We start from the raw sequence: 20,664 nt of genomic DNA, 5'->3' as shown, positions 1-20,664 counted from the left end.
GCGCATCAAGCAAGGAGGGGCTAGGGGTGGTTGACCGGAGCGTTGTTTATATTGAGCTACCTAAAACTATTTATTATGCCCGACACCGAACATATTCATAATCTTACCCATCAGAAAGCTACGCGCCGTGAGCTTCGAAATCATCTTACCGAGGCCGAAGCTACTTTATGGAGGGCGCTACAAAGCAGCAAGCTGGCTGGCCGCAAGTTTCGCCGCCAGCATGGCATTGGCGCTTACATCGTGGACTTCTACTGCCCGGCCGAAAAGCTGATAGTGGAGCTGGATGGTGCGGGACACTTCACGGTAACTGGCGAGGCCCACGATGTGGAACGGACAGCTTATCTGGCGGGTTTGGGCCTGCGGGTACTGCGGTTCGAGAATAGGCTGGTACTGGAGCAGTTGGATGGAGTATTGGCCGGAATTGAAGCGGCGTTTGGTGCTGGGGGTTGTTCTGGCGTTTCAACCACCCCTAGCCCCTCCTCATCTGAGGAGGGGAACTAGCTTTCTAGCCTTAGCTCTAGCTTTGGGCCGCGTCAAACGGAATGTCGTACTTCTCCAGCCTTCTGTATAGCGCACCGCGGCTTAGGCCCAGGGCTTTGGCTACCCGGCTCACGTTGCCGGCGTAGAACTCCATCGACTTGCGGATCATCTGCACTTCCACTTCCTCCAGGGTCATCGAGCCCACGGGCGGCAGCTCGCCGGGCGCGGCCTTGGCGGGCACTTTGGTGAACTGGGCCTGGAAGTCCTCGGGGCTCAGCTCGTCTTTGCCCGACACCAGCACGGCGCGCTCCACCAGGTTTTTCAGCTCCCGGATGTTGCCCGACAGCGGCAGCTCGCGCAGCCAGTGCAGGGCCCGGGTCCCCACTTTCAGCGAAGGGCGGTTGTAAGTAGTGCGCAGGTTCTGCACGAAGTGATTTACCAGCAGCGGAATGTCGTCGGGCCGCTCGCGCAGGGCGGGCAGGCGCACGGTTATCAGGTTGATGCGGTAGTAGAGGTCTTCGCGGAACCGGCCTTCGCGCACCATCTCGGCCAGGTTGCGGTTGGTGGCGCAAATCACCCGAATGTCGAGGCTGCGGGCCCGGCTGTCGCCGAGCACCTCGTAGGTACGGTCTTGCAGCACGCGCAGCAGCTTCACCTGGCTGCCCAGGTCCAGCTCCCCGATTTCGTCGAGGAAAATGGTGCCTTTGTTGGCCAACTCGAAGCGGCCCACCCGGTCGGTTTTGGCGTCGGTGAAGGCCCCGCGGCGGTGCCCGAACATCTCACTCTCGAACAGGGAAGCCGAAATACCGCCCAGGTTCACTTTCACGAAGGGTTTGTCGCGGCGGTGGCTGTTCTGGTGGATGGCCTCGGCAATGAGCTCCTTGCCCGTGCCGCTCTCCCCTTCAATCAGCACGGAAGCGTCGGTGGCGGCCACCTGGCCCACGTTGCGCAGCACGTGCAGCAGCTGGGCATCGGCCCCCACGATGTTGCGGAAGTTGAACTGCCGGTCCAGGTCGCGGCGGCTGAGGGTGGAGCCGGCGGCGGGACGCTCCTGTAGGCTCAGGATGGTGCGGATGGTCTGGAGCAGGGAGTCGTTGTTCCAAGGCTTGGTCACGAACTCGGCGGCCCCGGCCTTGATGCCTTCCACGGCCAGCGTGATGGAGCCCCAGCCCGTAATCAGAATCACGGGCACCTGCGGGGCCACCTGCTTCACCTGGGCCAGCAGCTGCAGCCCGTCGTGGCCGGAGGTGTCGAGGGAGTAGTTCATGTCCATCAGCACCAGGGCCGGGGGCGTGGCCTGCACCACCTGCAAGGCTTCCTCGGGCGTGGCAACGCCTTTGGCCGGGTAGCCGGCCTGTTTGAGCAGCAGCCCCAGCGAAGTGCGGACGGCCAAATCATCATCGACGACAAGAATCATAGGTAGCCGCGAAGGACGGAAAAGATCAATAGAAAAGAACGCCGCAGCGGATAAAGCCGGCTCCGGGGCCGACTAGGCAGCAAACCGGGTGTAAACCAGAAGAAAAAATTTTGTTTACACCCAGGTAATAGAGCTAGCTCGGGTTGTAAAGAAATTTTTTTTATTTTTTTCACAACCAGGCAGCAGGCCAGGTGCCGGTTGTTAAAAAACTTTTTTTATTTTTTTAACAACCAACGCCCGCCCCCCTACTCCTCCCGCAACGACACGGCGGGCTGAATGCCGGCGGCAATGCGGCTGGGTTGCAGGGCGCAGATGGCGGTCAGCACGAAAATCAGGACGGTGGCCAGCAGCATGGCCTGCACGTACACCCCGGAGGCCACCCCGAACACGCCCAGCAGCGGAAACTGCACCGCCAACGCCAGCCCGCCCAGCACGCCCAGCGTCGTCACGACCAGCATTTCGCCCAGAAACTGCTTGCTGATACCGTTGCCGGTGGCGCCCAGGGCCCGGCGCAGCCCGATTTCGGCCTTGCGCTGGTTGATGTTGTACCACAGCACCCCGAACAAGCCCAGGGCCACGTTGATAATCAGGAACAGGCCCACCAGCCCCAGCGCGGCCAGCGGCGTCATGATGAACTTGAGCTTGTCGCGGCGGTTTTCCGCCAGCGTATTCACGTTGGCGCTCCAACCCTTGGTCACGTTCTTGATTTTGCGCACCAGCTGCTGCTCCAGCACGGCCCCGCTGCCGGGCTGCACCCGCACCAGCAGAATCGGGACTTCTTGCTGCACGTAGCGCGAAGTATCATCCAGGGTTTTGCGGTGAAAGATGGCCGGTTCGTTGGCGGCAAAGTCGCTGGCGGAGCGGTAGGCGTCCACCACGCCCACCACGTGCCACTCCTCGCTCTTCTTCTCGTTGGTGAGCACCTTGCCCACGGGGGCCTCGTCGCCGAACATCTGCTGGGCAAAGGCCTGGTTGATCAGCACCGGGAAGCGGCGGCCGGCGGCATCGTCGCGGCGGTCGAACCAGCGGCCGGCCACCACGTTCAGGCCCAGCACCTTCACCGCCTCATCGTCGGCGTCGTAGCGGTCGATGTAGCCGATCTGCCGGCCGTGGTAGCGGTACTCGTCGGTGTTCATGGTGCTGAAGGAGAAGGGCGTGTTGTCGCCGGTGCCCGTGACGGCCACCACGCCCGGCGTGGCCTGCAGCTCCTGCACCACCAGCCGCATCTTTTCGCGCCGCGCCACCGTGTCCTGCCCGGCATTGATGCCGAACTCCCACACGTTGTCGGAGTGGAAGCCCATGGGCTGGCGGTAGTTGTAGTAGTAATTCACCAGCAGCACGCTCACGACGAACAGCACGAAAAACGACAGCAGAATTTCGGCCATGAGCAAAAAGTTGGACCGCTTACGGTTCCAGATCAGAATAAACAGGTGACGAACCATCGGTGAAATGGTGAAGTGGTGAAATGGTGAGTTTGATGTTCTGGTGGCGGGGTGAAATGGTGAGTTTGTGAGTAGTGAGATGGTGAGTTGATGCTCTGCCGGAGCGTGTTGCGCAGTTGGCGCAGCTTGAACGACAACTCACCATCTCACCATTTCACACCTCACTTTCCCTTCAGGGCCTGCACTGGCTGGAGGCGCGACATTTTGAAGGCCGGGTACACCCCGGAGAGCACGCCGAAGAACAGCGTCACGAGCAGGGCCCAGCTGAAAATGCGCCAGTTCAGCTCGAAGTGGGCGTAGGCCAGCAGCTGCGAGCCGCCGATGAGCTGCAGGGCCACGTAGGCCATCAGCAACCCCAGCAGGCCCCCAATGGTGGTCAGAAAGATGTTTTCGACCAGGAACTGCCCAATCAGGGTGCCGCCGGTGGCCCCGAAGGCCTTGCGCACCCCGATTTCGGAGGAGCGCTCCATGATGCGGCTCACGTTGATGTTGACCAGGTTCAGGGCCGGCAGCAGCATAAAGAGCAGGGCCAGGCCGGCCAGGATGGCGTAGAGAATGTTCAGGCCGTCGGAGCTGTGCTCGGTCAGCGGACTCATGATCTGCCGCGAGAAGGAGCCCAACAGCGAGTCGGCGTGCAGGTCCAGGTAGAGCATGGTCCTGGGGTCGGTCAGCGGAATCTGCTTGGCCATCTGGTCGAACTCGGCCTGCACGGCCTTGAGGTCGCCAGCCGAGCGGGCCAGGATAATGGCCGAGAAGTCGCCGGTGAGGCTCACCCGGTTCAGGTCGCTGGGGTGGATGGTGATGGGCACCCACACGTCGGCGTAGGAGCTGATGCGCATGGCCGGCACGTCGTCGACCACGCCCAGCACGCGGAAGTTGGTTTGGTTTACCTCGATGATCTTACCCACCACGCCCCGCTCGGTGCCGAAATACTTGCGGGCCGTGGTGCGGTTGATGACGGCCACGTGGGCGGCGGCCTTCACGTCGGCGGCCGAAAAGGGCTTCCCGTCCCGGAAGGTGAAGTCCAGCACCTGCCAGAACGCCTCGTCGGTGTACTTCAGGTCGAGGTCGATGCGGCTGTTGCCCACGTAGCTGGGCGTCGAGTGGAAGTTGGAGTAGATGGCCACCTGCTCCGGGGTTTTGAGCTTGCGCACATACCGGTCGAGCACGTAGTAGCTGGGCGGCGAGTTCTGGTTGCCGTTGTCCTTGAACTTGATCCGCATGAAGTTGACGAACAGCATCCGGTCCAGGCGCGTCTCGGGGGCGTGGGCGCCCACGGTATGGTCGAACATGGCCACTACCACCAGCAGCACCATCAGCGTGAAGCTGATGCCGAACAGGCTGATGAAGGTGAAGAACTTGCGGCGCAACAGCACCTTCCAGGCAATTTTGAGGTAGCTAAGCAGCATAAGACTGGGGCTGAAAAGAAGAGTGGTGAAGCACGGCCAGCTGCCGCTGCAACTGGGCGCGGGCCTTGCTGAGCTGCGACTTGGAAGTACCCTCCGAGATGCCGAGCAGCGCGGCAATTTCGGGGTGGTTGTAGCCCTCCACGGCGTAGAGGTTGAACACGGTGCGGTAGCCGGTGGGCAGCGCCTGAATCAGGCGCTGCAAATCGGCCGCGTCGAGGTTGCTTTCGGCGGCGGCAGCCATCGTGGCCACCCCGTCGTGGCACTCGTCGATGTCGACGTGCAGGGGCTGCTTGCGGCGCAGCTGGCCCAGGGCCTCGTTGATCATGATGCGGCGCACCCAGCCCCGGAAGCTGCCCTCGTGGCGGTACTGCGCCAGGGCCCGGAACACCTTCACGAAGCCCAGCACCAGGGCCTCCTCAGCGTCTTCCGGGTGGCGCAGGTAGCGCAGGCACACGCCCAGCATAGCGGGGGCAAGCCGGTCGTAGAGCACCTTCTGGGCCCGGGGGTTGCCGCGGCGGCACTCGGCCACGAGGTCGGTTTCGGATAACATGACTGTTGAATTATGAATGTTGAATTCTGAATTCTGAATTCCGGGTCCTGAAGGGACTTTCGCCGGACTGGGCTACCCGGGTGGCAGTTGCTTCCAATTCAGAATTCAGAATTACTGCACCTGGCTGCCGTCGAAGAAGCGGATGACGCGCTCCGTTTTCAGGGCCTGCTGCTCGTCGTGGGTGACCATCACGATGGTCACGCCGTCCTGGCGGTTGAGGCCCAGCAGCAGGTCCATGATTTCCTCCCCCATCACCGAGTCGAGGTTGCCGGTGGGCTCGTCGGCCAGAATCAGCTCGGGGTTGCCGGCCAGGGCCCGGGCAATGGCCACGCGCTGGCGCTGCCCACCCGAAAGCTGCGAGGGAAAGTGGGTGGTGCGGGCGCTCAGGCCTACTTTGTCGAGGGCGGCGTGGGCGCGCTGCCGCCGCTCCTTGCCGCTCACGCTGCTGCGGTAGAGCAGAGGCAGCTCCACGTTGTCCAGCACCGAGAGGTCGTTGATCAGGTGGTAGCTCTGGAACACGAACCCGATTTTCTGATTGCGCAAGTGGGCCAGCTCTTTGTCGGAATACGACGTGACGGGGCGCCCCGCAATTTCCACCTGACCCGAAGAAGGCTCGTCGAGCAGGCCCATAATGCTGAGCAGCGTGGATTTGCCGCAGCCCGATGGCCCCATCACCGACACGAACTCGCCCTTGTTGATGGTCAGGTTCACGCGGTTCAGCGCCACCGTCTCAATGGTTTTGGTCTGGTACACCTTCTCGATGTCGGTGAGCTTGAGCATGGCCGGGGCCGGAGCGGGGTGCAGCCCGACTTCGGGCGAGGCAAACAGGTTGTTTTGCGCAGTCGTGGAGTTCATGGGTTCGAGCGGTTTGAGGTCAAAGCGGGTAGTGGCAGCGGCCCCGGTGTCCGTGTCCGTTTTTGTGCGGCCGCGGGGCTGGTTCTCCTGGTAGTAGCCAAGGCCTGTGCCAACTTTATAAGCTATTTACTTTCAGTATTTTACATTCAACCAGCAAGAATATCCCCATGAAAATATTGTCCGGAAACGGACAGGGTGTTCGAAAATGGAGGCTGCGCTGTACGCTTTTGAAAATTTCTGCTGCTGCCAGCCCGGCCGGCGTGCGTCGCCGGGCTTTACACCGCTGGCAGTCACCCTGGTATTGCCCCAAAAAACCCTATCTTCTACTCCTGATTCTTTCCTTACCTAACCCCACCTCCCATGACCACTACCGCCACCAGCGTCCGCGACGAAATCCGGCACGCCAACGACACGTTCGAAGCCAGCTTCGCGCGGGGCGATGCCGCCGGCATTGCGAATCTCTACACCTCCACGGCCGTGCTGCTGCCCACCGGCATGGAGCCGATTCAGGATGCGGCCGGCATTCAGGCGTTCTGGCAGGGCGCGATGGGCATGGGCGTGAAACAAGTCAAGCTCAAAACCCGCGACATCGAAGAGCTGGAGGAAACGGCCATCGAGCTGGGCACCTACACGCTGCTCGACGCCGCCGGCCAGCAGCTCGACCAAGGCAAGTACCTCGTCGTCTGGAAAGAGCAGCAGGGCCAGTGGCGCCTGCACCAGGACATCTGGAACACCAACCTGCCCGCGCAGTGAGATGGTGAGATAGTGAAATGGTGAGTTGTTTATCCGGAGTGGTCTGCGCGGAAAGCGGCAATGAGGAACTTGTCTCATCTACTCTCAGTCGATGACAACGCAAAAAGCCCTGTACCACGTCGATGGTACAGGGCTTTTTGCGTCGAAGAGGCCTCGCCCTACATGGCAGGTAAGGCCAGTCGAACAAAAACTCACAACCTCACCATCTCACTACTTCGCCGCCAGGGCCTGCTGCCGCTCGAAATCGTAGAGGGTGAGGGCGCGCAGGCGGTAGTGGGCCACCCAACAGGCCCGCAGCGCGGCAATGTAGGCGCGGCGGGCCTGGTCTTTTTCGGCCAGCGCGATATTCAGGTCCGTCAGGCTGATGCGGCTGACCTGGTAGGTGGCGCGGGCAATGGCGTAGCGCCGCTGGGCCAGCGAATCGGCCTGGGCCGACAGCTCCAGCTGCTCGCGCAGGCTGCTCAGCTGCGCCGCCTGCGTCACGACGCTCTGCTCGAAGGTCATCTGCTCCTGGGCTACGGTCTGCTCTACCTGCTGGCGGTTCAGCTCGGCGGTTTTGATGATGGACTTCTGCCGGCCCCAGTCGACCAGCGGCATCGAAAAGGCCAGGCTTACCTGCTGCTTGTCCTGGGGGCTGTTGTAGGTGTTCCAGAAGCTGGCGGCGCTGTTGGTGTAGCCCAGGTTGGCCAGCAGCGTGGCCTGCAAGCCGGTGGTGCCCTTGGCCTGGGCCACGTCGCTTTCGGCCTGTAGCAGCCGGCGCCGGAACGCCAGGGTTTCGCGCCGGTTTTGCCGGGCCTGAGTCAGGGCCTGCTCCGGCTGAATGGTGAGCTTGGCCGTAGCCTCCGGAATCGTCAGCTGCAGTGCGTCGGTGGCCAGGCCGGTGTAGCTCTGTAGGCTCACGGCGGCGTTTTGGGCATCGAGGCGGGCCTGGCCCAGGGCTTTGCGCGAGTTCAGCAGGTTCAGCTCCAGCAGCAGCAGGTCGCTCTGCGAGAGGCGGCCGAGCTGAAACCGCTCTTTGCCCAGGCGCAGCAGCTCCTCGTTGGCCTGCGCGTTCTGGCGGGCCACGTCGGCGTTTACCTGCTGCAATAGCACGTCGAAATACAGCTCCGTGATGCGCTGGGCAATCGTCTCACGCTCCTCCACGTACTGCCTTCCCGACTCCTCGTAGCGCAGCGGCTCGATCTTGCGGGCCCAGCGCAGGCTGTTGTAGCGCCCCAGGGGCTGACTGAGGCCGATGCTGAAGGGCTGATTGTTGTAGGTCCGCTCGTCGCGGGAGAAGTCGTCGATGCGCTGCGCGGCCGAGCTCAGGTACACCTGCCCGCCCGTGGGCCCGATGGCCTGGCTGAGGGTCACGGCCAGGTCGGCGAAGTTGTTGCGCACGGCCCGGTAGGCGTTGGTGCCATCGGGCTGGGTCACGAGCCTGATTTCCCGGCTGAAATTGGGCACCATGCCCTGCAAAGCCAGCTGGGGCCGGTAGTTCGACTGGTAGGTGCGGTACTGCCAGTAGCTGGTTTCGCGGTTGGTGATGGCCTGCCGGGCAATAGACGACTGCTCCAGGGCCAGGTCGATAACCTGCGTTAGGCTCACGGCCTGCCCCGCCTGCGGCTGGGGCCGGTTCTGGGCCGGGGCCACCACGCTCAGCAGCCCGCTGGCGACCGTCAGCAAAGCGGCTCGGAAAGGAAACGGGTTTTTCATGGCGCGGCTGCTTAGTCGTTGATGGTCAGCAGGGGCGTATCGGCGTGCTGCTTCATGTCGCTGAGCACGATTTCGTCGCCGGGCTGCAGGCCGCTGAGCACCTGCACGTAGTCGAAGTTGCTGTCGCCGAAGCGCACGGTGCGCTGCTCGGCCTTGCCGTCGCGCACCACAAACACGGCCTGCTCTTTCCCGCCCTGGTAGAAGGGGCCATTTTTCACGCGCAGCACCCCTTGGTGGGCCCGCGTCACCACGAATACGTCGGCGCGCAGGTTGGCCCGCAGCACGGGGCTGTGGTCGTCGGCCAGCTTGGCGTAGAACGTCACGACGCCCTTATCCACGGCCGGGCTGACGGTAGTGACGGTGCCGCGCAGGTCGGTGTCGTTCACGCGCACCACCACCGCGTCGCCCAGGTGCAGGGCATCGGCGTAGGTATCCGAAATGGTGGCCCGCACCCGGAAGCTGCTCAGGTCGGCCACGCGGGCCAGCGCGTCGCCCTGGTTCACGGTGCTCCCGATGTTCTCGTTCACCCAGGTCAGCACGCCGGGCTGCTGGCTGCTGATGTTGGCCTGGGCCAGCTTGCCGGCCAGCTCACTGATACTGCGGTCCTGAATCTGCATCGTGAAGCCCAGCTCGCGCACGTCGGCGGCGTTGGCGGCGCGCTGGTTGCGGATCTGCTCGCGCAGGCGCTGCAATTCCAGCTGAGCTACTTTCAGGTTCAGCTCGGCCTGCCGGACGCTCTCGGCCGTGCCGCCCCCGATTTTGAGCAGGTACTGCTCGTCGCGCAGCGTCGACTGCAGGCTGCGCACCTTCACCTGCTGCACCTGTTCCTGCGACTCCAGGTCGTTCAGGGCTTTTTCCAGGCTGAGCTGAAGCTGGCCGTTCTTGTTGCGGTTCTGCTGCTGCTCGTCCTGGAGCTTGGCCAGGGCCGTAGTCGTCAGCTCCTTGTCCAGCTCCACGATGGTCTGGCCCGGGTGCAGCTTCTCGCCCACCTGCAGCACCACCCGCCGAATCGTGCTTTGGATGGGGCTGGTAATAACGGCTTCGCGGCCGGGAATAATCAGGCCCGACGCCGTGAGCGAGGCCTCGACGTCGCCGGTTTCGACGCGGGCCGTCAGCAGCTCGCGCCGCGACACGCTCGGCTGCAGCACCGAGCGGAAAGCCAGCAGCGCCGCCACGGCCAGGGCCAGCACGCCGGCGGCCATCAGCCAGCGCTTACGCTGGCGGCGGTTTTGGGTGGAAGATGAAATAGCTCTGTCCATTTTCGTGCAGGAAGGGTATAGTTTCCCCTACTAGCAGCCAAGGCCCGTGCCATTCATCTAACCCGCTGACTATCTGATGCAAACAAATCAAACTAGCCAAAAGCCGCCGCAAAACATTGTCCGGAAATGGACAGGCTGTTCGGAAGTGGAGCCCTGCCCGTCCCGGTTTGTTCGGGTTGTTCAGCAGAACCAGCTGCCGCAAGTCGGCCCATAAAAAAACCGCCCACTGTGCCAGGCACGATGGGCGGTAGAAACCAGGTCAGCCGGACTAGCGCCGGCCGCAACCTACTAGCGGAGCGCTAAGCCTGCCGACGGCGCAAGCGGCGCAGGCCCAGAGCAACGCCCCCGGCTAACAGCAGGCTGGCGCCGCCGTCGATGGGAGCATTGGTGGCGCCCGGCTGCGGACCGCCATTGCCGGGGCCCTGAGCCAGTACCGGTAGTTGAGTTACGCCGAGAAATAGGATGCACAGGGCAATGCGGCGGATTGACAGATTGATCATTCTCGTGGGGTCTAGTATTTTTTCTATTCGTTAAAACTCTACTGTACTACCAGCTTGCGGGTGAGCAGACCGGCGCTGCTGCGAACCTGCAGCGTATAGATGCCTTTGGCCAAGCCCGCTACGGGCACGCTGCCGCGCAGCTCCCGGGCCGTAATGGCGGCGGTGTGCTGCCATACGCGCTGCCCAACGCCATTGAGCAGCGTCAGCTCGGCCGTGGCCCCGGCCACGCCGCTAACGGCCACCGTTACGGCGCCGCCGGTAGCGGGGTTGGGGAACAGCTGCACTTCCCCGGCCCAGGTGTTGGCTTTGCCGTTGGCCAGCGGCCGCGCCTGGTGCAGGTGCAGCACGAAGCGCGACGTGCTCGGGCCCTGGCTCAGCTGCACGCTGTAGGCGCCCTGGCGCAGGTCGTGCCAGGTGCCGGTGAGCTTGTCTTCGAGCCACAGGGGTTCAGTGGTTGCGAAGTTCAGCAGCTGGGCCGGCACGAAGGTGTAGCTGCCGCCAACCGCCGCGTACATGCCCAGCGCGAGGCTGCGCGGGGCGTTGTCGGCCGGCAAGCCCTGAATAGCCAGGGCTTCGGAGCCGGCCAGCTGGTAGAGGCTGGGCTGCTCGCCGCCGTTGAGCTGCACTTTCAGCGCGTCGAAGGCCGAGTCGAAGCCGGAAGTAGCGCCGGTTTCCTCATACACGTAGAAATCGTCCTGGGCGGTGGCATCGGTAGCGCCCTGGCGCTGCAGGGTGAGTTGCAGCAGCGGCCGGGTTTCGGTACGGGCGGGGCGGCTGTAGGCCGGGTCCGAGAAGGTAGTTTCCCGGGAGGCATTGGTGAAGTTCACGCTGCCGCTGGCGCCTACGGTCGATACGCGCACGAAGAATGCCTGGCCCATCGGCAGAATGTTGACGCCCACGCCGTTCACGTAGCTGGTGTAGCCGCCCGCGTACTGCCCGGTCGAGCGGTACACGTAGGCCGCCGCGTCGAGGTTGGTGCGCCCGACGCGGTTCCAGTCGATAGGCGCCGGGTAGGGGTTGCCAATCAGGTGCCAGCCGCCATCGGCCTGGCCGACGCGCCCCATGCCGACACGGCTGATGTTGCCCGTGTTCAGCGAGGTTCCCGTCAGCTCGAAGAAGTTGCCGGCGGGCTCATTGATGGTGTAGCCCAGGGTTGGGGTCAGGATCTGGCTGGCGGCCGTTGGGGAAGCCCAGCCCTGGTTGAAGCCGGCCGGCCCCGCGACGGTGCCCACCCGGTTCTGGTCGTAGGAGAAAATCGTGGGATAAGGCGTTACCAGGCCCGGCTCGGCGGCCGAGTTGTAGGCGGCGTTGAACTGGATGGGTCCGGCCGGCTGCGCCCCCGGCAGAATGGGGAAGATGGTCAGGTTGCTGAGCGTAGCCCCGCTGACGGCCGGCGCGAGGTGGCGGTAGCCGAAGCCCGCGTTGCTGGCCACGTCGATGTAGCGCTGCACCACGGTGCTGCCCGTCACCACGCCGCCGTTATTGACGACCATAGCCGTGCCCACGTTGTTGGACAAGATCAGGAAGCGCTGGCCGTTGGTGCTCAGGTTGCCGTTCAGGGTCAGCAGGCGCTGGATTTCCACCTGCCCGCTCAGCGAAGCGCCGGCCGCGCCCACCGTCAGGTTGCGAAACTGCGTCATGCTGGTGCCGCCCACCGTTTGGGCGGTGCTGCCCGTCAAACTCACGGTGGCGTTGCCGGCGGCGTCGAAAGTACCGTTGTTCACGAAGTTGCCCGCGACGCTCAGCGTGCCCCCATCGGCAATGCTCAGCGAGGCGCCACCGTTAACGGTTACCACGCTGGCCGCCGCCGTCGGGGTGCTCACGCTGGGGTAGCGCGACAGGCCCGCCGGAATCGTCACGTTGTCGGTGGCCGTGGGCACTACGCCCCCCGACCAGTTGGAGGCCACGTTCCAGTTGGTGGACGTGGCGCCGGTCCAGGTGTAGCTGTTGGTAACGCTCGTACGGTAGAGCACGCTTTGCTGGGTGCCAGTCGTCGAGGGAGCGGCGCCCGTGCAGCCGCCCACGGTGTAGATGTCGCCCCCAATGGTTACTGCCCGGTTTTCGCCCAGCACGATGGGCAGGCTGGTGCCCGCGCTCCAGGAGTTCGTGCTTAGGTCGTAGACGTACGTGGTGGCATAGAAGGGCGTCGCGTTATTATAGTAGCTCTGCTTGCCGCCGATAATATAGATTTTGCCATCGGCTCCCAGCACGGCGCCGGGCTGGTTGATGCCCACGGGCAGCGCCGCCCCGGTCGACCAGGTGTTGGTGGCAATGGTGTAGATTTCGTGCGACGTTATGGCCGTGTTGCCGCCGTTGGTGCTGTTGGTACCGCCAATGATGTGCACGCGGCCCGCCGCGTCGAGCACGCCCGCGTGACCATGCCGGCCCACGGTCATGCTGGCGCCCGACGCCCAGGTGTTGGTGGCCGGGTTGTAAATCTGGGTAATGGGGGAAGTAGGGTTGTTGGACGTGAAGCCCCCGAACAGGTAGATTTTTCCATCGGGAGCCGTAATGGCCGACGCTTCCCAGGTGCCCGTGGGCTGGGGCGCAATGGCGGCCCAGGTGTTTGTGGCCGGGTTGTAGCGGTAGGCGTCGGTGCCGGCGAAGCCATTGCCGAAGCTGTAAATCAGCCCGTCCTGGCCCACGGTATGCGCCTGGCCCCGCACCAGCGTCGGGTAGTTGGCCCCGGCGCTCCAGGTGTTGGTCGCCGGGTTATAGATTTCCAGGCTCGAAAATTCCGTGGTGGCACTTTCGTAGGTCCCGACGTATCCGCCCCACACGTAAATCTTGCCGTTCAGGGCCACGGCCGCGTGCTGGCCCCGGATCTGGCTCATGCTGGCCAGGGCGGTCCAAGGGGCCTGGATGCGGGCCTGGGGCAGCGCGGGCAAGGCCATGCGGCTGGCGTGGGTTACCGTAGCGGCTGCGCCCGGCGTGCTGCCCGGGTAAAGCTGCCCGGGAATCCGGGTTACTTGGGCCCAGGCGGAATCGGTGACGGGCATAGCCAACGCCACCAGCGCAAGAGCGGGTAAAAATTTCTTCATGTGCGGCAACAGAGGGTAGGAGAAAACAAATAGAGTAGTGACGGGCCCGAGAAAGCGAATTGAATTTTTCGAACCTGAATGCAATAATATTATGAAAAAATTAAAACCCAATCATCCAATAGTCTATAATTATTACTACCCAGCCGAATAAGGATTCTGCGCCTATCATTCTGAGCCTGCGGAGGCAAACCACGGGATTTGCCGCCATTCGGGTTGGCCGGATAAGGCCGGCGTGGGGCAGCCGGCCCCGGCTACGCCCGGGGGCACAACTCCGCCGGGCCGTTCGCGGTACACTGTTATGATTTTCTCCAACCTTTGCGGCGGCGGCCCACGGTTGGGCTGGCCGGGCAACCTACGCCTCTACCCTACCCCGGCCGCCGCCCGATTCGCGCTTTGCCCCGACTACCATGCCTAACGCCCCGGAAAACACCCCGCTATCCAGCCTGTATTCTTCCTCGCTGAGCTTAGTTACCGACCTCTACCAACTCACGATGAGCTACGGCTACTGGAAACAGGGCCTGCAAGACCGGGAAGCCGTGTTTCACCTGTACTTCCGGCGCCCGCCCTTTGGCGGCGGCTACGCCGTGTGCGCGGGCCTGGCCTACGCCGCCGACTGGCTGAACAACCTGCGCTTTTCGGCCGAGGACCTGACCTACCTGGGCAGCCTGCGCGGCTCGAAGGGCACGCCGATGTTTCCGCAGGAGTTTCTGGACTATCTGCGCGAGCTGCGCTTCACCTGCGACGTGGACGCCATTGCCGAGGGCACCGTGGTATTTGCCAACGAGCCTTTGATGCGCATCAAAGGCCCGCTGCTGCAAGCCCAGCTGCTGGAAACGGCCCTGCTCACGCTGGTCAACTTCCAGACGCTGATTGCCACCAAGGCGGCCCGCATCCGGGAGGCCGCTGGCGACGACCAGGTGTTTGAGTTCGGGCTGCGCCGGGCCCAGGGCTTCGACGGGGGGCTGGGCGCGAGCCGGGCGGCCTACCTGGGCGGGGCCGACGGCACCTCCAACATGCTGGCCGGGCAGCACTTCGGCATTCCGGTGCGCGGCACCCACGCCCACAGCTGGGTGATGTCGTTTGGGCAGGAAGAAGAGGCCTTCGAAGCCTACGCCGACGCGTTTCCCGACGACTCCGTGTTTCTGGTTGATACCTACGACACGCTGGAAGGCGTGCGGCGGGCCATCAGCGTGGCGCGGCGCATGCGCGAAAAAGGCCACGAGCTGGGCGGCATCCGCCTCGACTCCGGCGACCTGGCCTACCTCAGCCGCGAGGCCCGGGCGTTGCTCAACGAAGCCGGCTTCCCCAAGACGCGCATCGTGGCCAGCAACGACCTCGACGAAAACCTCATCGTCAGCCTCAAGCAGCAGGGGGCCCGCATCGACACCTGGGGCATCGGCACCAAGCTGGTTACGGCCTACGACCAGCCCGCTTTGGGCGGCGTGTACAAGCTGGCCGCCCTGCGCCGGGCCGACGACTCGGGCTGGGAATACACGGTCAAAATATCGGAGCAGCTGGCCAAAACCAGCATTCCGGGCATTCTGCAGGTGCGGCGCTACGAAACCGAGAAAGGCCAGCCCCGGGCCGACATGCTCTACAACTCGGCCGAGCCCCTGCCCGAACACCTCACCATCGTGGACCCCGTGGACCCCACCCGCCGCCGGCCGATCCGCAGCACCCAGTTCCGGGAGTTGCTGGAGCCCGTGTTCCGGGGCGGCGAGCTGGTGGCAACCTTGCCCACGCTGCAGCAAAGCCGGGCCCACGCTCAGCGCGAGGTGCAGAGCCTCGACCCCAGCATCCGCCGCTTCCTGAACCCGCACGTGTACCCCGTGGGCCTGGAAGAGAGTCTGAACACCTTCCGTACCAACCTGATTCTGGAAAAACGCCCGCAGCGGCCAGCATAGTGGGGCTGCGGCCAACAAGCTGTTTCGTCGTTTAAGAAAAGCAGGGTCTTATCTTCGCTGAAAACCTGCGATGATAAAGCTCGCCCGCATGCAGCCGGAAGAAGGTGCTTGCTTCTACCCCTGGATTGCCGACCCCGAAGTCGTGCACTATTCGTTGTCCGCTTTCCAGACGATGAAGACGACGGCGCAGATTGACCACTGGTTCGCGGCGACCTTACGGGATGAGAAAAGCCTGAACCTGGGTATTTATCTGCAAGAGACCAACACGTTGATTGGCTATGCGGGCCTTTCGAATCTTTCGGCTACCAACCAGTCGGGCGAATACTTCATCCTGATTGGCGAAAAAGCCTACTGGGGCAAGGGAGTAGGCACAGAGGTGACGAAACAGGTGCTCACCCTAGGCTTTACGGTGCACCAGCTCAACCGCATCATGCTCACGGTTTCCGAATCGAATCTGGGTGGCGTAAAAGCCTACACCAAGGCCGGTTTTGTGGTGGAGGGACGCCTGCGGGCGGCCTGCTGCCGCAACGGCCTGTTCCACGATAAAATCGTGATGTCGGTGCTAAAGGCAGAATGGCAACAGTGAAACGAGCCATAAGCCTACAAAAGGGGCCATAGTAGCGGAATGGAAGTGTCGGCTTACACAGAAGTGTCAAGCTGTATCTTCTTATCCTCCGAACTTCTTCCATAGGCGCGGCAGCAGCTTGGGCAGCTGCTCTTCGCGCCAGTCGGTGCCTTTGGTTTCGGAGCCCAGGTCGTAGTCCAGGCCCCGCTCGGCGGCGACGCTGCGCGGGAAGGATTCGTCTTCGGCCGGCCGGCCGGTGCGCCGCCCGAAGGCTTCGGTGGCTACGTAGAGCAGGTTTTCAAACTCCTGATACCCTTCCTGCGCCACTTGGGCCAGGCTGTCGGCCTGCTGTAAGGCGCTGCGGAACACGGCTTCACCCTGCCCCACCAGCCAGGCGCGGAAGTACAGGTAGGAGTCGTCCGACACGTAGCCGTCCATGATTTTCAAGGCGGCCAAAATGCCGTAGTCATCGGCTTCCCGCAGGTTTTCCCGCAGCCGGCACTCAAACTCGATAATCTGCGCCGGCTCCAAAGTGGCCAGCTGCTCCGACAGAAAATCGGCCTGGGCGGTTTGGTTGCCGGCGGCAGCGGCGCGCGAAGCGGCAATCAGCTGCCAGAACTCGGGGTGGGTCATACGAGAGAGGGGCACCGGCCACAGCGGGCTTACACGAGCCAGTTGCGCCTTTCGCGGCCGTGAAATACGGCAAAACTCTGCACTCCGGCCGCCAAAGCCTGTACGAGCACCTGGCTGCCGGGCCACTATTTTTGTTTTGTATTCGTTGAATACAACCACCTCTCACCCGCCGCCTCGCTGTTCGCCCAGCCGCTACGGCCCTTACCGCTACTTCTGATGTCAACCCTGAAATTCAAAACCAGCATCAACTGCGCCAACTGCCTGCGCGCCGTCACGCCCTTCCTCGACGCCGAAGCCAGCGTGGAGAAGTGGAGCGTAGATACCACCAACCCCGACAAAATCCTGACCGTGGAAGGCGAAAACCCGATTCCTGAGCTGATTATGAAATCGGTGGCCCAGGCCGGGTTTGATATTGAACCAGTTCAATAACGTGCCGCTGCGGCCCGAAAACTAATACACCGCAGGCATTGCGGCGCGGGGCATTCTGTCCCCGCCGGCCGGCCTTTACATCCCAACGCCCTTATCCGTGGAGCACGAGTAAGGGCGTTGGCGTTTAGTGCCAATGAACAAGCCAGCGGGAAGCTGCCGGCGGATCCGGCCTGTACCCAGGCCGGCACGACGCAAACCGAGGGCTGTTACCTTTGCTGGGCAGCTTTGTACTGGTTGGTAGCTCATCAACCTGATCGGCCGGCCCTGATTTGCGTATACGTTCTTTTGCTTTCGACCCACCCATGAAAGCCTTATTCGTTGCCCTGCTTTTCCTGATCGGGGGGCCGGTTGCCGCCCAGCAGCCGTACCAGTTTTCGCCCCTGCCCCTGGACGCCCACACGCACACGGTGGTGTACGCGGCCACGGTGCCCGTAGAGGGCGTGGCCCAGGCCCAGCTCTACGCCCGGGCCCGGGAGTGGGCCGCCCAGCTTCGCGGGCCGGCGCAAGGCTCGGCCCTGCGCGCGACGCCCGAAACCGGCCGCGTCAGCACCCAGGTCCGGCTTAAGAACGGCCAGGAGTCGTACGGCTGCCGGGTGACGATAACCGCCCAGGAAGGCGCCTACCGCTACGTGCTGACCAACGTGACCTACACCCAGCCCAGCTACGCCCGGGCTGGCAAATACAGCGCACCCGGCCCCGTAACGAGCAAGATTGAAACCTTGGTGTATACCCGGCCGGGCCGCCTGCGCGACAAAAAGCTCACGGAAATAGACCTGGCCCTGCGCCGCCTGCTGCAAGATCTGACCCAGCGCATGCTGAACCAGACCGACGGCCTGGCCCGGCAATAAACCCGCCGCGGCGTACCGAGCTGGCGCTCGGCACTACCGCAGCGGGCCACCGGACCAAAGCTTAGGACACCAGCTCCTTGCGGTAAGTCTTCTCGAACTCCTCGTCGACGTGGTAGATGGATTCCTCGTGCTGGCTCAGGTCGAGGCCCAGCTCTTCGTCGGCATCTTTCACCCGCAGGCCGAAGAGCTTGTCGGTCAGCTTGAGCAGCACCCACGACATGCCGAATGTATAGGCCACCACGATGACCAAACCCAGCACGTGGTAGCTGAATACCGCGGCCGTGCCGTACACCAGCCCGACTTTGGCGGCAAAGACGCCGGTGAGCAGCATGCCTACGATACCGCCCAGGCCGTGGCAGGGAAACACGTCGAGCGTATCGTCGATGCCGGTGCGGCTGTTTTTCCAGTGCACGCCCATGAAGCTGATAAAGGCAGCCACTACCCCAATCAGGATGCTCTGCCCATAATCGACGAAGCCGGCGGCGGGCGTAATGGCCACCAGCCCGACCACGGCGCCGATGCAGGCGCCCATGGCGGTGGGCTTGCCCCCACGAGCCACTTCAATCAGCATCCAGGCCACCAGGGCGGCGGCCGAGGCCAGGTTGGTGTTTACGAAGGAAAGCGAAGCCAGCTCATTAGCGCCCAGGGCCGAGCCGGCGTTGAAGCCAAACCAGCCAAACCACAGCAGGCCCGTGCCCAGCAATACGAACGGCACGTTGGGCGTGGAAAACGACTGGTCGCGGTGCTTCTTGCGCGGCCCCAGCACCAGGGCGCCGGCCAGCGCTGCAACCCCGGCCGAAATGTGCACCACCGTGCCGCCCGCAAAATCCAGCACGCCCCACTGGCGCAAAAAGCCGTCGGGGTGCCAGGTCCAGTGGGCCAGCGGGCAGTAGATGAACAGGCAAAACAGGATGATAAAGGCCAGGTAGCCCTTGAAGCGGACCCGCTCGGCAAAGGAGCCGGTAATCAGGGCCGGGGTGATGATGGCAAACTTGAGCTGGAAGGCAAAGAACAGAATCAGCGGAATGGTGGGCGAGAGCAGCGGATGCGTGGCCGTGCCCACGCCCCGCAGCAGAAAGAACGTGCGCGGGTCGCCGATCAGGCCGCCGAGAGAGTCGCCGTACGACAGGGAGAAGCCCACGAAGTACCACACCAGCGAGATGACGCCCAGGGCCACGAAGCTCTGCAGCATGGTCGAAATCAGGTTTTTGGGCCGCACCATGCCCCCGTAAAAGAACGACAGGCCCGGCGTCATCAGCAGCACGAAGGCCGAGGCGGTGAGCATCCAGGCCACGTCGGCCCCGTTGATGGTGCCCGCAGCCGCGCTGGGGTGGTCGACGCGCACGAAGGCCGCCACCGCACTGAGAAGAAAGAGGCCGAGCAGCGCCAGGCTTCCGTAATTAGCTTTCGATGGTAACGAGTTTTCCATGAGGCAGTTAATTGAGTAAACAAACAGGCTTTTGCGAAAGAAACAGCGACGGTGCGGGCCGCCTAGAAGTGGTACACGGCCGCCAGCAGCGCACTGACCGTGCGTTGGGTGGCCACTCCCGCGTGGTCGACGAACAGGCCGGTAGTGGGGGAGCCGCTATCCAGGCGCACCTCCGGAATCAGGGTCAGGTTGTCGAGGCGGAAGTTGGAAGAGAGGGTAGCTTCCATGACGCTGCCACTGAAGCCCAGCAGGGTTTTCTTGTCGTTGAAATACTCCCCGCGCAGCGTCAGGCCAAACCAGGGCACGGGGTCCAGGTTGGCGTACAGGGCCCCGCCCCACCAAGCCTGGTAGTCGCTCCAGCCGGTTTCGCCCCGCTGCTGCCGGTACTGCATGGTGCCGTTGCCGGAAAAGCTCAGCAGGCGGCTCACGGCGTAGGTCAGCACCACGTCGGCCTGCTGCACGCGCAACGAGTCGTGCTGGGCGCCGCCCTGGTAGTTGAGGTAGGCCTTGACTTTCCCATCGGCCGACGTGGTGGCGACCTGGCCAATCAGGGTTTTGGGCATGCTGCTGGCACTTTTCAGGTCGGTTGGGTTGGCTACCCCGGCCATGAGCGTGGTGTTGCCCAGGGTGAGTTCCGCCTTCAGCCCCGTGTGAAAAAAGGGCCCGTAGGAGAACAGGTAGCTCATGCTGTAATTGCGGTTGAGGTAGGCATCCACGGCCTCGTAGCCGATGTGGGTGGCCCAGCTGCCACCGGTCAGCTTGACGTTTTCGGTTGGGGCGTAGGTGATGAAAGCCTGCTTGATGGCCAAGCGGGTGTGGTCGTCGTTGTAGGAAAACTCCTCGGCCCGGCGCCCGAAGCCGAGGTCGGCCACGAAGCCGACTTTGCCCACCGTATGCTCGGCTTTCAGCGAAACCATACCTAGCTCGAAGGAATTATGGCTGTTGGTGAAGCTGGTCAGGTTGTTATAAGGCGCCTCGCCGGGGTTGTTGAAGTTGTAGCGGTAGTAGCCGTCCACAAACCCCGAGAGCTTCACGGGCGCGGTTTTGACGGAATCATCCGGTTCGGCAGCCAGCGGGACGCACAGGAAGGCCAGGGCAGCAGTAGAAAGCAGCATACTGTCGGGGTTAGGAGTGGCACGGGCAAAGAATTGGCAAGCGCGGGGCACACCGGCCGGGGCCGGCGGGGTGCGCGGGTCACTTTGGTACTTGCTTCGCGGCCAAAAACGGCGGACAGATATTCCCCTGCCCGGTTTTTACCCGGGAAGCACACTCGGTACTCTCACTCGAAATGCGTTGTGCTGGCCTCACCGGGGGGAAGTGAGGCACCCGCGGCGCCAGGAACGCTGGCGGCGGAGCTACGGCCTTACTTAGGGCCACGGCAAGTGCGGACCGCCGCAGTGCCGGCAATCCAATTAGTCCTGCATGGGCAGGCTGTCATTTACAATGCCAATATAT

The 20,664-nt window shown here is 63.2% G+C and carries 18 protein-coding genes; 6 read left to right on the top strand and 12 right to left on the bottom strand.

What is annotated here, in order from left to right; genetic code table 11:
• Nucleotides 1-75: 75 nt before the first annotated feature.
• Nucleotides 76-501, top strand: coding sequence for an endonuclease domain-containing protein (locus E5K00_RS15450; protein WP_135464215.1), 426 nt, complete (start codon nt 76-78; stop codon nt 499-501).
• A gap of 16 nt (nt 502-517) precedes the next feature.
• Here the strand turns inward: E5K00_RS15450 and E5K00_RS15445 are convergent, their stop codons facing one another.
• The 5 genes from E5K00_RS15445 to E5K00_RS15425 all read right to left on the bottom strand — a co-directional run bounded on the left by E5K00_RS15445 (nt 518) and on the right by E5K00_RS15425 (nt 6,078).
• Nucleotides 518-1,897, bottom strand: coding sequence for a sigma-54-dependent transcriptional regulator (locus E5K00_RS15445; protein ID WP_135464214.1), 1,380 nt, complete (start codon nt 1,895-1,897; stop codon nt 518-520).
• A gap of 245 nt (nt 1,898-2,142) precedes the next feature.
• The gene (locus E5K00_RS15440) at nt 2,143-3,282 is read right to left on the bottom strand and encodes an ABC transporter permease (protein WP_167856917.1); all 1,140 of its coding nucleotides are present in this window, start codon (nt 3,280-3,282) and stop codon (nt 2,143-2,145) included.
• A 218-nt stretch (nt 3,283-3,500) separates the two neighbouring features.
• Nucleotides 3,501-4,748, bottom strand: a complete 1,248-nt coding sequence (locus E5K00_RS15435; RefSeq protein ID WP_135464212.1) for an ABC transporter permease — start codon at nt 4,746-4,748, stop codon at nt 3,501-3,503.
• Nucleotides 4,738-5,298 carry an RNA polymerase sigma factor gene (locus E5K00_RS15430; RefSeq protein WP_135464211.1) on the bottom strand — a complete coding sequence of 187 codons (561 nt, stop codon included), beginning with the start codon at nt 5,296-5,298 and terminating at the stop codon, nt 4,738-4,740. The genes E5K00_RS15435 and E5K00_RS15430 overlap by 11 nt, the downstream gene beginning before the upstream one ends.
• A 111-nt stretch (nt 5,299-5,409) precedes the next feature.
• Nucleotides 5,410-6,078 (bottom strand): ABC transporter ATP-binding protein, encoded by a 669-nt coding sequence (locus E5K00_RS15425; protein WP_135465014.1) that lies wholly within the window; start codon nt 6,076-6,078, stop codon nt 5,410-5,412.
• 435 nt (nt 6,079-6,513) lie between these two features.
• Between E5K00_RS15425 and E5K00_RS15420 the strand changes: the two genes are divergently transcribed.
• Nucleotides 6,514-6,906: a YybH family protein gene (locus E5K00_RS15420; protein WP_135464210.1), complete on the top strand. Its 393-nt coding sequence runs from the start codon at nt 6,514-6,516 to the stop codon at nt 6,904-6,906.
• 210 nt (nt 6,907-7,116) lie between these two features.
• On the opposite strand, the gene E5K00_RS15415 is transcribed toward E5K00_RS15420, so the two are convergent.
• The 4 genes from E5K00_RS15415 to E5K00_RS15400 form a co-directional block, all read right to left on the bottom strand.
• Entirely contained in the window at nt 7,117-8,601 is a 1,485-nt protein-coding gene (locus E5K00_RS15415; RefSeq protein ID WP_135464209.1) for a TolC family protein, read from the bottom strand.
• 11 nt (nt 8,602-8,612) lie between these two features.
• A complete protein-coding gene (locus tag E5K00_RS15410) occupies nt 8,613-9,860 on the bottom strand; it encodes an efflux RND transporter periplasmic adaptor subunit (RefSeq protein ID WP_135464208.1) in 1,248 nt (415 codons plus the stop codon).
• A gap of 299 nt (nt 9,861-10,159) precedes the next feature.
• A complete protein-coding gene (locus E5K00_RS15405; RefSeq protein ID WP_135464207.1) occupies nt 10,160-10,360 on the bottom strand; it encodes a PID-CTERM protein-sorting domain-containing protein in 201 nt (66 codons plus the stop codon).
• A gap of 38 nt (nt 10,361-10,398) precedes the next feature.
• The gene (locus E5K00_RS15400) at nt 10,399-13,401 is read right to left on the bottom strand and encodes a kelch repeat-containing protein (protein ID WP_135464206.1); all 3,003 of its coding nucleotides are present in this window, start codon (nt 13,399-13,401) and stop codon (nt 10,399-10,401) included.
• A 407-nt stretch (nt 13,402-13,808) separates the two neighbouring features.
• Between E5K00_RS15400 and E5K00_RS15395 the strand changes: the two genes are divergently transcribed.
• Together E5K00_RS15395 and E5K00_RS15390 are read left to right on the top strand one after the other, a co-directional pair.
• Nucleotides 13,809-15,305 (top strand): nicotinate phosphoribosyltransferase, encoded by a 1,497-nt coding sequence (locus E5K00_RS15395; RefSeq protein ID WP_135464205.1) that lies wholly within the window; start codon nt 13,809-13,811, stop codon nt 15,303-15,305.
• Nucleotides 15,306-15,375: 70 nt separating this feature from the next.
• On the top strand, nt 15,376-15,891 hold the full coding sequence (locus tag E5K00_RS15390) for a GNAT family N-acetyltransferase (protein ID WP_135464204.1): 516 nt from the start codon (nt 15,376-15,378) through the stop codon (nt 15,889-15,891).
• A gap of 81 nt (nt 15,892-15,972) precedes the next feature.
• On the opposite strand, the gene E5K00_RS15385 is transcribed toward E5K00_RS15390, so the two are convergent.
• The gene (locus tag E5K00_RS15385; RefSeq protein WP_167856916.1) at nt 15,973-16,518 is read right to left on the bottom strand and encodes a DUF4240 domain-containing protein; all 546 of its coding nucleotides are present in this window, start codon (nt 16,516-16,518) and stop codon (nt 15,973-15,975) included.
• Nucleotides 16,519-16,719: 201 nt separating this feature from the next.
• Here E5K00_RS15385 and E5K00_RS15380 point away from each other — a divergent pair, with 201 nt between their 5' ends.
• Both E5K00_RS15380 and E5K00_RS15375 read left to right on the top strand, forming a co-directional pair.
• Nucleotides 16,720-16,932 carry a heavy-metal-associated domain-containing protein gene (locus E5K00_RS15380; RefSeq protein WP_135464202.1) on the top strand — a complete coding sequence of 71 codons (213 nt, stop codon included), beginning with the start codon at nt 16,720-16,722 and terminating at the stop codon, nt 16,930-16,932.
• A 302-nt stretch (nt 16,933-17,234) separates the two neighbouring features.
• A complete protein-coding gene (locus E5K00_RS15375) occupies nt 17,235-17,780 on the top strand; it encodes a hypothetical protein (RefSeq protein WP_135464201.1) in 546 nt (181 codons plus the stop codon).
• 61 nt (nt 17,781-17,841) lie between these two features.
• Here E5K00_RS15375 and E5K00_RS15370 read toward each other — a convergent pair whose 3' ends face one another.
• Both E5K00_RS15370 and E5K00_RS15365 read right to left on the bottom strand, forming a co-directional pair.
• Nucleotides 17,842-19,209, bottom strand: coding sequence for an ammonium transporter (locus E5K00_RS15370; protein WP_135464200.1), 1,368 nt, complete (start codon nt 19,207-19,209; stop codon nt 17,842-17,844).
• Between the two features lie 62 nt (nt 19,210-19,271).
• Nucleotides 19,272-20,324 (bottom strand): outer membrane beta-barrel protein, encoded by a 1,053-nt coding sequence (locus E5K00_RS15365; protein ID WP_135464199.1) that lies wholly within the window; start codon nt 20,322-20,324, stop codon nt 19,272-19,274.
• Between the last annotated feature and the right edge of the window lie 340 nt (nt 20,325-20,664).

Origin of the sequence: Hymenobacter aquaticus (assembly GCF_004765605.1) — a bacterium.
GTDB classification, from domain to species: domain Bacteria; phylum Bacteroidota; class Bacteroidia; order Cytophagales; family Hymenobacteraceae; genus Hymenobacter; species Hymenobacter aquaticus.
Note: the sequence above shows the minus strand (reverse complement) of the source record. Positions and strands in the feature narration are given on the sequence as shown.